General features: G+C 64.6%; 12 protein-coding genes. 9 read left to right on the top strand and 3 right to left on the bottom strand.

Going from position 1 to position 12821, the window contains the following annotated elements; all coding sequences use genetic code 11:
- Positions 1-26: 26 nt before the first annotated feature.
- A complete protein-coding gene (locus LB572_RS18055) occupies positions 27-1334 on the bottom strand; it encodes a glutamine synthetase family protein (protein WP_224668643.1) in 1308 nt (435 codons plus the stop codon).
- Entirely contained in the window at positions 1331-2179 is an 849-nt protein-coding gene (locus tag LB572_RS18050; protein ID WP_140802216.1) for a MurR/RpiR family transcriptional regulator, read from the bottom strand. The genes LB572_RS18055 and LB572_RS18050 overlap by 4 nt, the downstream gene beginning before the upstream one ends.
- Before the next feature lie 59 nt (positions 2180-2238).
- Here LB572_RS18050 and LB572_RS18045 point away from each other — a divergent pair, with 59 nt between their 5' ends.
- Genes LB572_RS18045 through LB572_RS18005 form a run of 9 tightly spaced genes read left to right on the top strand, consistent with a single transcriptional unit; the run spans position 2239 to position 11956 of the window.
- Positions 2239-3057 (top strand): N-formylglutamate amidohydrolase, encoded by an 819-nt coding sequence (locus LB572_RS18045; protein ID WP_224668672.1) that lies wholly within the window; start codon positions 2239-2241, stop codon positions 3055-3057.
- A gap of 3 nt (positions 3058-3060) precedes the next feature.
- On the top strand, positions 3061-3708 hold the full coding sequence (locus LB572_RS18040; RefSeq protein WP_224668642.1) for an isochorismatase family cysteine hydrolase: 648 nt from the start codon (positions 3061-3063) through the stop codon (positions 3706-3708).
- Positions 3705-5015, top strand: a complete 1311-nt coding sequence (locus LB572_RS18035) for a M20 family metallopeptidase (protein WP_224668641.1) — start codon at positions 3705-3707, stop codon at positions 5013-5015. The genes LB572_RS18040 and LB572_RS18035 overlap by 4 nt, the downstream gene beginning before the upstream one ends.
- Positions 5016-5064: 49 nt before the next feature.
- Positions 5065-6297, top strand: a complete 1233-nt coding sequence (locus LB572_RS18030; RefSeq protein WP_224668640.1) for an ABC transporter substrate-binding protein — start codon at positions 5065-5067, stop codon at positions 6295-6297.
- A 9-nt stretch (positions 6298-6306) separates the two neighbouring features.
- Positions 6307-7041 carry an ABC transporter ATP-binding protein gene (locus LB572_RS18025; protein WP_224668639.1) on the top strand — a complete coding sequence of 245 codons (735 nt, stop codon included), beginning with the start codon at positions 6307-6309 and terminating at the stop codon, positions 7039-7041.
- Positions 7038-7763 carry an ABC transporter ATP-binding protein gene (locus tag LB572_RS18020; protein ID WP_224668638.1) on the top strand — a complete coding sequence of 242 codons (726 nt, stop codon included), beginning with the start codon at positions 7038-7040 and terminating at the stop codon, positions 7761-7763. Before LB572_RS18025 ends, LB572_RS18020 begins: the two co-directional genes overlap by 4 nt.
- The gene (locus tag LB572_RS18015; RefSeq protein ID WP_224668637.1) at positions 7763-8626 is read left to right on the top strand and encodes a branched-chain amino acid ABC transporter permease; all 864 of its coding nucleotides are present in this window, start codon (positions 7763-7765) and stop codon (positions 8624-8626) included. The genes LB572_RS18020 and LB572_RS18015 overlap by 1 nt, the downstream gene beginning before the upstream one ends.
- A complete protein-coding gene (locus LB572_RS18010) occupies positions 8626-9603 on the top strand; it encodes a branched-chain amino acid ABC transporter permease (RefSeq protein WP_224668636.1) in 978 nt (325 codons plus the stop codon). The genes LB572_RS18015 and LB572_RS18010 overlap by 1 nt, the downstream gene beginning before the upstream one ends.
- 19 nt (positions 9604-9622) lie before the next feature.
- On the top strand, positions 9623-11956 hold the full coding sequence (locus tag LB572_RS18005) for a penicillin acylase family protein (RefSeq protein ID WP_224668635.1): 2334 nt from the start codon (positions 9623-9625) through the stop codon (positions 11954-11956).
- An 81-nt stretch (positions 11957-12037) separates the two neighbouring features.
- Here LB572_RS18005 and LB572_RS18000 read toward each other — a convergent pair whose 3' ends face one another.
- A complete protein-coding gene (locus LB572_RS18000; protein WP_224668634.1) occupies positions 12038-12814 on the bottom strand; it encodes an SDR family NAD(P)-dependent oxidoreductase in 777 nt (258 codons plus the stop codon).
- Between the last annotated feature and the right edge of the window lie 7 nt (positions 12815-12821).

Genomic DNA, 12821 nt, shown 5'->3' with positions numbered 1-12821 from the left:
CCGCGCACACTTTTCCTGGAATTGCTCTAGTAAACCGCCTCATAGGCTTTGCATTGATCGAGCACGCTGCGGTCGCCGAGGAACTTCAACTCGCCGCGCTTGTGGTCGCGGTAGACCTCGCAAAAGCCGGCGGGGAACCAGCCGCGCACGGTCTCGTTGGCCATCATCCGCTCGATTGCCTCGCCAAGCGATTGCGGCAACCGGGTGAAGCCGCGGGCCGCGAGCGCCGCGGGATCGAGCAGCGAAAGATCTTCCTGCGTCGCCTGCGGCGCCTCGAGCTTTTCCACAATGCCCTGCACTCCGGCATGAACGATAGCCGCGAGCGCCAGATGCGGCGATGCGGCGGCGTCGGCCGCGCGGAATTCGATGTTGTATTGCCTGGCCACGCCCTCCGGATCGCGCGCGGTGGTCGGGCATATCCGCACCGACGCTTCCCGGTCGCGGACACCGAGATTGTTGAAGGCCGCGCTCCAGCGATGCGGCGTCAGCCTGAGATAGGAAACCGACGACGGCGCCGTGAAGGCGACGATGCTGTCGAGATATTTCAGCACGCCCGCGACGAACCCTTGGGTGATCGCGGACATGCCGTGCGGACCGCTCTCGTCATAGGTCGCGGGGCGGCCGCTGGAGTCCTCGAAGCTGAGATGGATATGGACGCCATTGCCGACACCGTCGGGATGGCGGATCGGGGTGAAGCTTGCCTCGTCGTCGAAGCGTCGCGCCGTGGCGCGGACCATCTCGCGCAGGACAAGGCCGGCATCGGCCACGCGCACGCCGCGCTCCGGGCTGATCGTCACCTCGTATTGACCGACGCCGTATTCTTTCATCACCGTGTCCGGCTTGAGGCCGGCCGTCTTGATCGCGGCCATCAGCGTTGCGGCGAATGCCGCCCGGTTGCGGTAGCCCTCCATCGAATAGGCACCGCCGCCGTCGCTGGCCTTGAGATGGAACTCGTGTTCGAAGGCACCGATCAACCGGACACCCGCGACGTCGTCCAGCTTCTTCAGCGCCGATTTCAGGATGGAGCGCGTGCAGCACTCCCAGGGAGCGCCGTCGAGGGTCAGGATGTCGCCGAGCATGAAGTCCTCGGCGGGGCTGCCATCCTCGAAATCCACCGTCACGCGGCTGTCCCGGTCGGGCACCAGCAAGAGATCACCAAGCGAACCATACGGGCTTTCAGCAATCGCATCGAAGCAGGTGATCTGTACGTTGGTGGGCGTCCAGCCCACGCCGCGCCCTGCCCGCTTCTCAATAAAATCGAGAGGAAATGCCTTGCCCCGAACACGCCCCGAAACGTCGCATGTCGCGACGAAGAGCAGGGGTTCCCTTATCATTTTGTCGACTTCCTTTCCTTGTCCAGCCGCAAGGCGTCCCAGGCGCGGATGCGGCTGCTAGTGGAATTCCAATCCCGTTCGGAAATGTGGGTGATCATCGCATCGACCGTGACCATGGCGCCGATGTAGGTGTCCCATGCCGTTCCGTTGTCGATCGAGAGCGCGATGACCTCGGTCGCTTCGCTCGAGGCCGGCGACAGCCATTTGTCGGTGAAGAGCAGGACTTCGATGCCGCTCGCCTGCCTGGCCGTGCGCACGAGCTGCTCGAGGCGCGGCTGGTAGCGGCGAAAATCGAACACCACGAAGACGTCGCGCGCCTTCATCCGCAGGATGTATTCCGGCCAGACTTCCGGATCGGGCGGGATGTGAAAGACGTCGCGCCGGATCTGGCGCAGATGGCGCGAAAAATGCTGCGCCATGGGGTCGCTGATGCGGCCGCCGATCAGATAGATTGCTCGCCTTTCGTCCGCCACCATGCTGCAGATGCGCTCGAACTGCACCTGCGTCAGCGCGGCGGGAACCGCGCGCACCAGTTGGCTCGCGCGTTCGACATAGGCTTCGAGGAAATTCGCGCCGTGGGAGCTTTTGCCGTGCAGCTCCACCGGCGAGCGATGCCACTCCTTGAGCTCGCCGATGAGCTTGTGCTGGAAATCCTGGTAGCCTTGGCAGCCCAGCTTGGCGACGAAGCGCGTGATCGAGGGGGCCGATACACCGGTCTTGTCGGCGAGCGTCTGGATCGTCTGCAGCCCGGCAAACGGATAGTCTGCCAGCAACGTCGAGGCCAGCTTCCGCTCGGCCGGCGTCAATGCGCTCTCAAGCTCTTCGATCTGTGCCCTGAGTTCCATTCCCACCTTCCTCCCACGCAGAAAAAATTTAGTCAATTGTCATTTTAGATTTGACATTGATGAAAATTTTTCATCATCCTTGCCCAGACAGAGAAGGCATTATGAATATTTCCAATCAACCACAATCGACGCTTCTCGGCGCTTCCGATCCCTCCCCCGTGGAGATCGTCAATCCCAACGGCAGCGGCGATGTGCTCCTCGTCTGCGAACATGCCGGCCGAGAGATCCCATCCTCCCTGGGAGACCTCGGCATCGCGGCGAGCGAGATGGACAGGCATATCGCCTACGACATCGGCGCGCGCGATCTTGCCTTGATGCTCTCCAAGCGCCTCGATGCGCGCCTCGTCGCGCAGCGATACAGCCGGCTGGTCATCGATTGCAACAGGCCGACGGAGGCCGACGACTCCATACCGCCGGTCAGCGACGGGACGGAAATCCCGGCCAACAGGAACCTGGACGCCCGGGAACGGGCGCAGCGGGCCACCGAGATTTTCGAGCCGTTCGACCGCGCGCTGGCGCAGGCGATCCGGGACCGCAGGCCGAAGGCCATCTTCGCGATCCACAGCTTCAATCCGGTGCTGCGGGGCGTGTCGAGGCCGTGGGACATCGGCTTCCTTTACAGGAAGGACGCGCGGACTTCGCCTGCGCTCAGACAATATCTCCTTGTCGCCGCGTCGGATCTTTCGATCGGCATGCAGGAGCCTTACACGATCAGCGATCGATCCGATTGGTTCGTACCGGTGCATGGCGAGCGCAACGGCATCGCCCACAGCCTGATCGAGGTGCGAAACGACAACATTTCTCACCCTGAAGGGGTGGCGCGTTTCGCTGACCTTCTCGCGGGCGCGATCGACGGTTTCACGAAGAGAGGCGACTAAGGAATGGAACTGACACGCAACGTTCCGCTGGTGCCGGAACAATCCTGCATCCTGTTCATCGATGTGCAGAATTTCTCGGCGCATCCGGACGGCGGCGAGTTCAAGGACCTCGGCAAAGCCGAGTTCGAGGAAAAGTACGGCTGGTTCTTCAAGCGCATCCAAGGCGAAACCATCCCGAACATGAAGCGTCTTCTGGATGGCTTCCGAGCCGTCGGGATCGAGGTCATGCACACCACGATCGAAAGCCTGACCAAGGACGGCCGCGATCGCAGTCTGGATTACAAGATCACCGGCTTCCACGTGCCGAAGGGATCCTGGGACGGCAAGGTCATCGACGAACTGGCACCCGCGGATGACGAGATCTGCCTTCCCAAGACCTCCTCCTCGGTCTTCGTCTCCACGCATATCGACTACATCCTGCGCAATCTCGGCGTGCGCCAGTTGGTGATCTCCGGGCTTCTGACCGATCAGTGCGTGGAAAGCGCGGTCCGCGACGCCTGCGACCTTGGATATCTCGTCACCCAGGTGACCGATGCCTGCGCGACCTATTCGCAGGAGCGCCACGACAATTCGCTCCGCACCATCAAGGGCTATTGCCGCCAGGTGACCACCGATCAGCTTCTCGATGAATTGAAGGGGCTCGCGAAATGAGCGACACGATTTCCGCCGTCTGGAAGGCGGTCGAAGAGGACCGCGACTATGTCGTCGGGCTGACCCGGGATATCGTGCGGATACCATCCGTCAATCCGAAATTTCAGGCCGATCCCGCGATCAACCGCGAGGCCGACGTACAGACCCGTCTCGCCGGCGAACTGGAAGCGCTCGGCTTCGGGATCGACCGTTGGGACGTGTTTCCGAACCGTCCGAACCTGACGGGCGAATGGGCGGGCAACGACGAGAAAAGCCTCATTCTTTGCGGCCATGTCGACGTCGTGCCGGTGGGCGATCAGTCGAAGTGGGATTGCGATCCGTTCGGCGGCGACATCAAGGACGGCCGCATCTGGGGCCGCGGCGCTGTCGACATGAAGGCCGGCGTCGCCGCCTGCGTGGCGGCGGCCCGCGCGGTCCGCAAGGCAGGGGTCAAGCTCGACGGCCGGCTCGCCATCCACACCGTGGTCGACGAGGAGGCCGGCGGCTTCGGGGCGATGGACCTCGTCAAGCGCTCGCGGCTGGCGAAAAGCGCTATCATCGCCGAGCCCACCTGGGGCAACATCGTGCCGGCCGAAGGTGGCCTCACCTGGGTGCGCGTGACAATTTTCGGCAAGCAGGCGCATGCCGGCTGGCGGTTCAACTCGATCTGGCCGCAGCCGCATGTCGAGGGCCGTCTCACGCCCGGCGTCAATGCGATCGAGCTGGCCACACGCTTCCTGATGGCGCTGCGCGATTTCGAGACCTCGCGCTGCCGCGACAACTGGCATCCGCTGGTGCCTGCCGGCCTCGCCACGATCAATCCGGGCGTCATCCGCGGCGGCGCGGGCATAGGCCCCGACGGCACGCCAGCGATCATGACCAACGCGGCCATCATCCCCGACATCGTCACCATCGATCTCGATTACAAATTCATGCCGCAGGAGAAGTTCGAGGACGTGAAGGCGGAGTTCGAAAACTTCGTCCACCATTTCGCCGCCTCCGACGCCTGGATGCGGGATCATCCGCCAGCGATCGAATGGGACCTCTTCGGCCTCAACTTTCCGCCGATGAACACGCCGGTCGACGCGCCGATCGTGCAATCGCTCAACAGGCGCGCCATGGAGGTGCAGGCCAAGGCGCCCCTGATCAAGGGTTTCGAAGCCGTCACCGACGCCGCGCATTACGCCGGCGCCGGCGTGGTGCCGGTGATCTACGGACCGGCCGGCGATGGCTTCCACGGCGACAATGAATGCGTGGAGATCGACAGCCTGGTCGAGACCACGAAGGTCATCGCCGCGGCCATCATCGACACGTGCGGCACCGCCTGAACAGACCGACCAGAAATCCAACAAAGCAAAAATATCAAGGGGTAACGAGATGATCACCAGACGCGTTCTTATGGGAGCAGTATCGGCCGTGGCGCTCTTTTCCACGTCCGCATTGGCCTATGCCGACACCATCAAGCTCGGCGTGCTGGCGCCGCTCACCGGCCCGGCCGCCGCCGACGGACAGGAAATGGTCAACGGCGCCAAGCTTGCCGTCGACGAGCTGAATGCCGCCGGCGGTATAGCCGGCCACACTTTCGAAGTCGTCGTGGCCGATGTCGGCGACGGCAATCCCGACAAGGTCGCGACGGCGGTCGAGCGGCTGCTCGGCGACCACGACATGGGCGGCGTATTCACCAACTATGCATCGAGCACCAATTTCGAAATCGAGATGCTAGCCGAGCAGGACATGGTCTACATGATCGCCGCCAACTCGCAGCAGACCCACGATATCATCGCGCCAAACCCCGAGAACTTCCCCACCGTGTGGTCGCTGACCCCGTCCTATGACGGCTACAACACCGAGATCGTCCCGGTGATCAAGGAACTGTCGGAGACGGGCAAGATCAAGCTGCCGAACAAGAAGGTCGCGATCATCTCCTCCGATAACCCCTACTCCAAGGGCATCGCGGAAGGCATGGCCAAGGCCTTCGGCGCCGATGGCTGGGAAATCACCCAGAACGATCTCGTGCCCTTCGGCGAAGTCAGCGACTGGCGCGCCTTCCTCGGCAAGGTGCGCAAGGACCCGCCGGCGCTGCTGATCAACACCGACTATCTGTCGGCCAATGCCGCGACCTTCATGACCCAGTTCATGGAGAACCCGACCGACAGCCTCGTCTTCATCCAGTACGCGCCGTCCGTTCCCGAATTCCTGAAGCTGACCAAGGAGAAATCGTCCGGCGTGGTCTACAACATGCTGGGCGGCCTGCTCTTGTCGCCGAAGAACCCGCGCGCGAAGGAAGTGCTCGACAAGTACAAGGCCAAGTACAACATCGAATCCGGCGGCGCCGGCGCCCTGACCTACGAAGAGGTCATGATCTACGCCGACGCGCTGACCAAGGTCGGCGACCCGGCCAAGCGCAAGGAAATCGGCGAACAGATCGGCAAGACCGACAAGCAGACCTCGATCGGGCGCATCACCTTCGACCCGGCGACGCATCTGTCGGTGCAGAACACCGAAGGCGTTCCGCTGCAGTTCTACCAGATCCAGGACGGCAAGCGCGTCCTCTTCTATCCAGGCAAATATGCGACCGGCGACTTCGTCCAGCCGGCATGGATGAAGTGACACGGTCCGATGAACGACACGATCCTTGAGGTCGTCGACGCCAGCAAGCACTTCGCCGGGTTGAAGGCCGTCAACGGCGTGAGCTTCGGCGTCACGGGCGGCGAGATCCTGGGCATTGCCGGCCCGAACGGCTCGGGCAAGAGCACGCTGTTCAATCTCATCACCGGCGTTCCCTTCGGCCCGACCTCCGGCGAGATACGCTTCCAGGGCCAGCGGATAGACCGCTGCCCCGCCCACAGCATCGCCCGCGCCGGCCTCGCCCGCACGTTCCAGAAGGATGCGGAATTTCCCGATCTGACAGCCGACGAGACTTTGCTCGTATGCGGCACCTATAACGGCCGGCTCGGCCGCGCCGCGGCGCTGACGCGTTCCGACGAGGTGCTCGGTCTCGTGGGGTTTACCGACGCGCGGCGCGGCATCCCCTCGCGCAACCTGTCGGTCTATGAAAAGAAGCAACTGATGATCGCCTCGGGGTTGATGTCGCGCCCGGCCGTGCTGATGCTCGACGAACCCGCGTCCGGCCTCACCAAGCCCGAGATCGAGAGCCTGGACAGGCTGCTCGTGGCGGTCAACGCCTCCGGCGTGACCGTGCTCTTGATCGAACATGTCCTCAGCCTGCTCCTTTCGATCTCCCAGCGGCTCATCGTCCTCAACCAGGGCTCGGTCCTGGCCGAGGGCAATCCGGCCGAGGTCGTCCGCAACGAGGAGGTGATCACCGCCTATCTCGGAGGGCGCAAGCAATGACACCCCTCCTTGACGTCAAGGACGTGCAGGCCGGTTATGGCGATATGCGCGTGCTGCACGGCCTTTCGCTGCACATCGGAGCGGAGGAATCGATCGGTCTCTTCGGCCCCAACGGCCATGGCAAGACGACCTTGCTCAAGACCATTTCCAGCCTGGTGCGGCCCACGGCAGGCTCGATCACCTTCGACGGCATCGACATCACCGGCCGCAAGCCGCCGGCCATCGTCGAGGCCGGCCTGATCCACGCGCCGCAGGGCAACACGCTGTTCGGCAACATGCGCATCGCGGAGACGCTCGAGCTGGCCGCCTTCAGCAAGCGGGCAAGCAATGGCGCCCAGAAGCGCCTCGACGAGGTCTACGCCCTCTTCCCGCGCCTCGCCGAACGCAAGGCGCAGCTCGCCAAGACCTTGTCGGGCGGCGAGCGGCAGATGCTGTCGATCGGCTGCGCGCTGATGTGCGCGCCGCGCCTTTTGATGCTGGACGAGCCGACACTCGGCCTCTCCCCTCGCCTCAAGGAGGAGCTCGGCGCGGCAATCGGCGAGATTTCCAAAAGCGGCGTGCCGCTCATCGTGGTCGAGCAGGACATCGAATTCCTCCTCTCTCTCACCGACCGGCTCTATCTGGTGGAGCATGGCGTCGTCGTGCGCGAGATCGACCGCGCGAGCGCGCCCGACCATGAAGAGGTCATGCGGCTCTATTTCGGCGAAGGAGGGACCCACTGATGGATACTCTCCTCGCCACGCTGGTCTCCGGCCTGGTGCTCGGCTCGCTCTATGCCCTGATGGCGAGCGGGCTCAGCCTGGTCTGGACGACGCTCGGCGTCTTCAACTTCGCCCATGGAGCGCTGATGATGGTCGGCGCCTTCATCGCCTGGACGGTGAGCGAAGCGGTCGGGGCCGGTCCCGTTGCGGGCGTCGTCGCCGGCACGCTCGGCGCCGGCCTGATCGGCATCGTCATCGAGCGGCTCGTCATCCGGCCGTTTTACGCCAGCCGCAACATGCTGCTCGTCACGGCCATGACAACACTCGCCGTCACCATCATCCTCGAGCGCGGCGCGCAGATGATCTGGGGACCGCGCCTGAAGCAGCTTCCGCCTCTCGTCGATGGCGAGATCAGGCTGTTCGGCAACGCGATCTCCGCGCATGAAGCCTTGCTGCTGGTGGCTGCGCCCGTGATCCTCATCGCGCTGTGGCGCTTCACGGTCTCGAGCAAGATCGGACGCAGCCTGCGTGCCGTCGGCCAGAACCAGGATTCGGCGGCGCTGATCGGCGTCGACGTGCCGAAGGCCTTCGCGCTCGCCTTCGCCATCTCGGCGGCGCTCGCCGGCCTCACCGGAGCGCTTCTCGGCTCGATCCGCTTCATCACGCCCGCCATGGGCAGCGAGCCGCTGACCAAGGCGATGATCGTCGTCATCTTCGGCGGTCTCGGTAGCCTCGGCTCGACGGCCGGCGCGGCCTATCTGATCGGCTTCATCGAGGCCTTGCTGGTGCTCTGGGTCGGCCTCTACTGGACGCCCTTCGCGCTCTTCCTGCTGATGATCCTCGTCCTCTTGCTCAGGCCGAACGGAATATTCGGAAAGAGATGATGACCAGAAACAACCTCCTGCTGCTTGCGCTCTTCGTGGTCCTGGCTTTCGTGCCGCAGGTCTTCACGGACGGCTATGTCAGGCATCTCTTCATCATCGCCTTCATCTACGCGATCATCGCGTCGAACTGGAACCTCAGCCTCGGTCATTGCGGCATCTTCAATTTCGGCCACATGACCTTCTTCGGCATAGGCGTCTACACGGCGGCCATCCTGACCAAGACCGCCGGCGTCAATCCCTGGCTGGCAATTCCCGCCTGCGCGATCACGGCGGCGATCTCAGCCGTGATCATGGCGGCGCCGGTTGCCCGGCTCAAAGGCATCTATGTCGTGCTCGTCACCTTCGCGGTCAACCAGCTGGTGATGCAGCTGGTGCTCAGCCAGGCCGACCTGACGGGCGGCGCCAAGGGCCTGGTGCGCCTGCCGTTCCTCACCATCGGCGACTACAGTTTCATCCGCGACTACAAGCTCGGCTACTACTACCTGGCGCTGATCCTGCTCGGCCTGTCCACGGCCTTCCTGATCCTTGTCGCCGGTTCGCCTTTCGGCAAGTCGCTCAAGGCGGTGCGCGATGCCGAGGACTATGCGACCGCGCGCGGCATCTCGGTGGCGCGCACGCGAATTTCGGTGCTGGTGCTGAGCGCCATCTTCACCGGCATCGCCGGCGGCTTCTACACCGTCTATCTGCGCGTGGCCTCGCCCGAGGTCTTCGGCTTCAGCACGATGTCGCTGGTGCTTTCGATGGTGCTGATCGGCGGCATCAACAGCGTGCTCGGCCCGGTGATCGCCGCGCTGGCGCTCACTTTCGCCAGCGAAGCCATGGCGGGGATTGGCGGCTTCGAGGATGCGCGCTACATCGTGATCGCGGTCGCCATGATCCTGGTGCTGAGGCTCGCACCGGGCGGCCTGATCCAGATCCTCGAAAGGCTGATGCCGACAGGGCGAAAGCCCGCAACGCCGACGAGGAGCCCAGCCTGATCCGGGAGCATCGATGGTCATGAACCAGGAAGAATTCGCCGTCCAGGGCCTGAGCTCGGCAGCCAGCATCGTCGTCGACCGCTGGGGAATCGCCCATATCCGCGCCGAAAATTTCCTCGACATGTTCTTCGTCCAGGGCTTCAACGCGGCGCGCGACCGGCTCTGGCAGATCGATCTGTGGCGCAAGCGCGGCCTCGGCCTGCTGGCGGCGGATTTCGGCCCGGGTTACCTCGAACAGGACCGCGCCGCCCGGCTTTTTCTCTATCGCGGCGACATGCAGGCGGAATGGGACGCCTATGCCCCCGATGCGGAGGCGATCTGCCGCCATTTCGTCGCCGGCATCAACGCCTATGTCGAGCTTTGCGGACACCAACCGCAAAGGCTGCCGCCGGAATTCGCCGCCCTTGGCACCCGCCCGGCGAAATGGCAGCCGGAAGACGTCGTGCGGATCCGCAGCCATTCGCTGATGCGCAACGCCGTTTCGGAGGTGATCCGCTCCAACATCCTTGCGGAACTCGACGCCGAACTCGACGCGCTCCGGCAGAAGCTGGAGCCGCCGCACGACCCGCTTGCCGGCCGCGATCGCCCCGCCCCGCTGCCGCTCGACTGCCTCGATACGTTCAAGCTCGCTATCGCGCCCGTCACCTTCGGCAGCGAAAGACTGGCGGCCGGCATCGGCGATGCCCGCGCCTGGCGCAAGATGACGCCGCTCGGCGACGTCGTGCGGGACACCAGCCTGCAGGGCTCCAACAACTGGGTGGTGTCGGGCGCGAGAACCGCCAGCGGCCGGCCCATATTGGCCAACGACCCGCACCGCACCCATGCGGTGCCGTCGCTGCGCTACATCGTCCACATCGCCTCGCCCGAATTCAACGGCATCGGGGCCGGCGAGCCGGTGCTGCCGGGCATTTCGATCGGCCACAACGGCCACTCGGCCTTCGGACTCACGCTCTTCCTCGGCCATGACCAGGAAGACGTCTATGTCTACGAGACGCATCCGGAGGATCCCGGCCTCTACCGTTACGGAGACGGCTGGGAGGCGTTTCGCGACATCGGCGAGACCGCCACGGTCAAGGGTTGCGGCGAGGCCGCGCTCGCCCTGCGTTTCACCCGCCACGGACCGGTGATCGCCGAATATCCTGACCGGCGTCTGGCGGTGGCGATCCGCACCGTCTGGACCGACCCCGGCACCGCGCCCTACTTCAAGAGCATCGCCGCCATGCGCGCGACCAGCTTCGAAGCGTTCCGCGGCCATATCGGCGGCTGGGGCGTGCCGGCCGTCAACCAGGTCTATGCCGACGCCAACGGCGACATCGGTTGGGCCGTCGGCGGGTTCAGTCCCATACGCCCCAACTGGGACGGACTTCTGCCCGCATCCGGCGACGGGCGGCATGAATGGCAGGGCTTCCTGCCCGGTCATGCGCTGCCCTTCAGCCACAATCCGGCGAAGGGCTATTTCGCCACCGCCAACGAGTTCAACCTGCCGGCCGATTGGCCGACGGACCGGCCGATCGGCTATGAATGGCTGGAGCCATCGCGCGCCCAACGCATCGATGGCGTGCTGGCAGCCGACGAACGCCACAGCGTGGACGCTTCCCGCAGCCTCCAGACCGATGTGTTCTCGGTGCCGGCGAAACGGGTTGTCGGCCTGGTGTCGGCGCTGTCCGGACGCAACGAAGCGGAGACGGCGGCCATGGGGATACTCTTCAGCTGGGATTTCCGGCTGACCGCCGACAGCCCTGGCGCCGCGCTCTACGAGCTCTGGTGGGCGAACCGGTTGAAAGCGGCCGTCATCGCTCATGCCGTCGCCAAACCGGAGCTGAGGCCGCTGCTCGCGCCCGGCGACACCGCCGGCATCCTCGATCGGCTTGAAGCCATGGCGGCCGATGCCCCGGAGGAGTTCGCCGCGCTGACGCTGGGCAGTCTGGCGAAAGCCTACGACGCATGCCGGCAGATGCTCGGCCCCGACACGAGGCAATGGGCATGGGGCCGCCTGCACGAGGCGCTTTTCGAGCATCCGGCGGGAGCGGTCGCCGATGCCAGGGGTCGATGGGATGTCGGCCCCTTCCCCTTCGGCGGCAGTGACAGCACCCCGATGAACGGCTCCTACCGGCCCACCGACTTCCGGCTCACCATCGGCGCCTCCTTCCGGATCGTCGTCGATGTCGGCGATTGGGACAACAGCGTCTGCATCAACACGCCGGGCCAGTCCGGCGATCCGCGGTCGGAGCACTACGGCGACATGGCGCCGCTCTGGGCCGTCGGCGACTACGTGCCGCTGGTCTATACCGACAAGGCCGTCGAAGCCGCGGCAATGCTGACCTGGACACTGGTGCCACAGAGAGCCGCATAGTCTCGGCGGCGCCATTGAAAGTTACTCGCATTGCCCGCGCCAACGATCTGCACTTGAATGCGAGCAGCCGTGATCGGGAACTCAACGGGCAAGATAGCCGCCGTCGACCGCCAGGACATGGCCAGTGACGATCTTGGCGGCCGGTGACGCCAGGTACAGGACCGCGGCCGCCACATCGGCCGTATCGGCGAAAGCGCGCATCGGCATCAGGTCCAGCAATGTCTTCGACATCTGCGGGTCGTCGAGCAGTGCCTTGGTAAACTCCGTCCGGACCCAGGTGGGGGCGACGGCGTTCACCCGGATGCCACGCGGCGCCCACTCGACCGCAAGGCCGCGGGTCAGGTTGATCAGCCCGCCCTTGCTGGCATGGTAGGAGGCGATCGGGTAGATGCCGCCGCCTGAGACACCCATGATCGAGGCGATGTTGACGATGGCGCCGCCGCCAGCCTTGGTCATTTCCTCCGCCGCCCTGCAGGAGCAGTTGAAAGCGGCGTTGAGATTGACCTCCATGACCTCGCGCCAGACTTCCATGCTGGTTTCCAGGGCCGGCGTCCGGCGCACCAGCGCGGCATTGTTGACCAGGATATCCAACCGTCCGAAATGCGCTACGGCGGCGCCGAAGGCCTGCGAGACCTGCTCCGGGCTTGAGATGTCCGCCGTCAGCGCAAGCGCATTGCCTCCTTGCGCGGTGATCGCGGCAGCCGCATCGACCGCCGCATCGCCATCCCGGTCGAGCACGGCAACACCGGCGCCGGCATTCGACAGAAGCAGCCCCGCCTCCTTGCCGATGCCGCGTCCGCCGCCGGTGATCAGCGCCACCTTGCCCGTAAGCGAAAAGAGTTCCTGGACCGTCATCATTCCTGAC

The sequence above is a fragment of the Mesorhizobium sp. BH1-1-5 genome, assembly GCF_020165615.1.
Taxonomy (GTDB): domain Bacteria; phylum Pseudomonadota; class Alphaproteobacteria; order Rhizobiales; family Rhizobiaceae; genus Mesorhizobium.
Note: the sequence above shows the minus strand (reverse complement) of the source record. Positions and strands in the feature narration are given on the sequence as shown.

Coding starts and splice junctions, on each gene's coding strand:
- LB572_RS18055 (WP_224668643.1), bottom strand. CDS start 1,334: ATGATAAGGGAACCCCTGCTCTTCGTCGCGACATGCGACGTTTCGGGG.
- LB572_RS18050 (WP_140802216.1), bottom strand. CDS start 2,179: ATGGAACTCAGGGCACAGATCGAAGAGCTTGAGAGCGCATTGACGCCG.
- LB572_RS18045 (WP_224668672.1), top strand. CDS start 2,239: ATGAAAATTTTTCATCATCCTTGCCCAGACAGAGAAGGCATTATGAAT.
- LB572_RS18040 (WP_224668642.1), top strand. CDS start 3,061: ATGGAACTGACACGCAACGTTCCGCTGGTGCCGGAACAATCCTGCATC.
- LB572_RS18035 (WP_224668641.1), top strand. CDS start 3,705: ATGAGCGACACGATTTCCGCCGTCTGGAAGGCGGTCGAAGAGGACCGC.
- LB572_RS18030 (WP_224668640.1), top strand. CDS start 5,065: ATGATCACCAGACGCGTTCTTATGGGAGCAGTATCGGCCGTGGCGCTC.
- LB572_RS18025 (WP_224668639.1), top strand. CDS start 6,307: ATGAACGACACGATCCTTGAGGTCGTCGACGCCAGCAAGCACTTCGCC.
- LB572_RS18020 (WP_224668638.1), top strand. CDS start 7,038: ATGACACCCCTCCTTGACGTCAAGGACGTGCAGGCCGGTTATGGCGAT.
- LB572_RS18015 (WP_224668637.1), top strand. CDS start 7,763: ATGGATACTCTCCTCGCCACGCTGGTCTCCGGCCTGGTGCTCGGCTCG.
- LB572_RS18010 (WP_224668636.1), top strand. CDS start 8,626: ATGACCAGAAACAACCTCCTGCTGCTTGCGCTCTTCGTGGTCCTGGCT.
- LB572_RS18005 (WP_224668635.1), top strand. CDS start 9,623: ATGAACCAGGAAGAATTCGCCGTCCAGGGCCTGAGCTCGGCAGCCAGC.
- LB572_RS18000 (WP_224668634.1), bottom strand. CDS start 12,814: ATGATGACGGTCCAGGAACTCTTTTCGCTTACGGGCAAGGTGGCGCTG.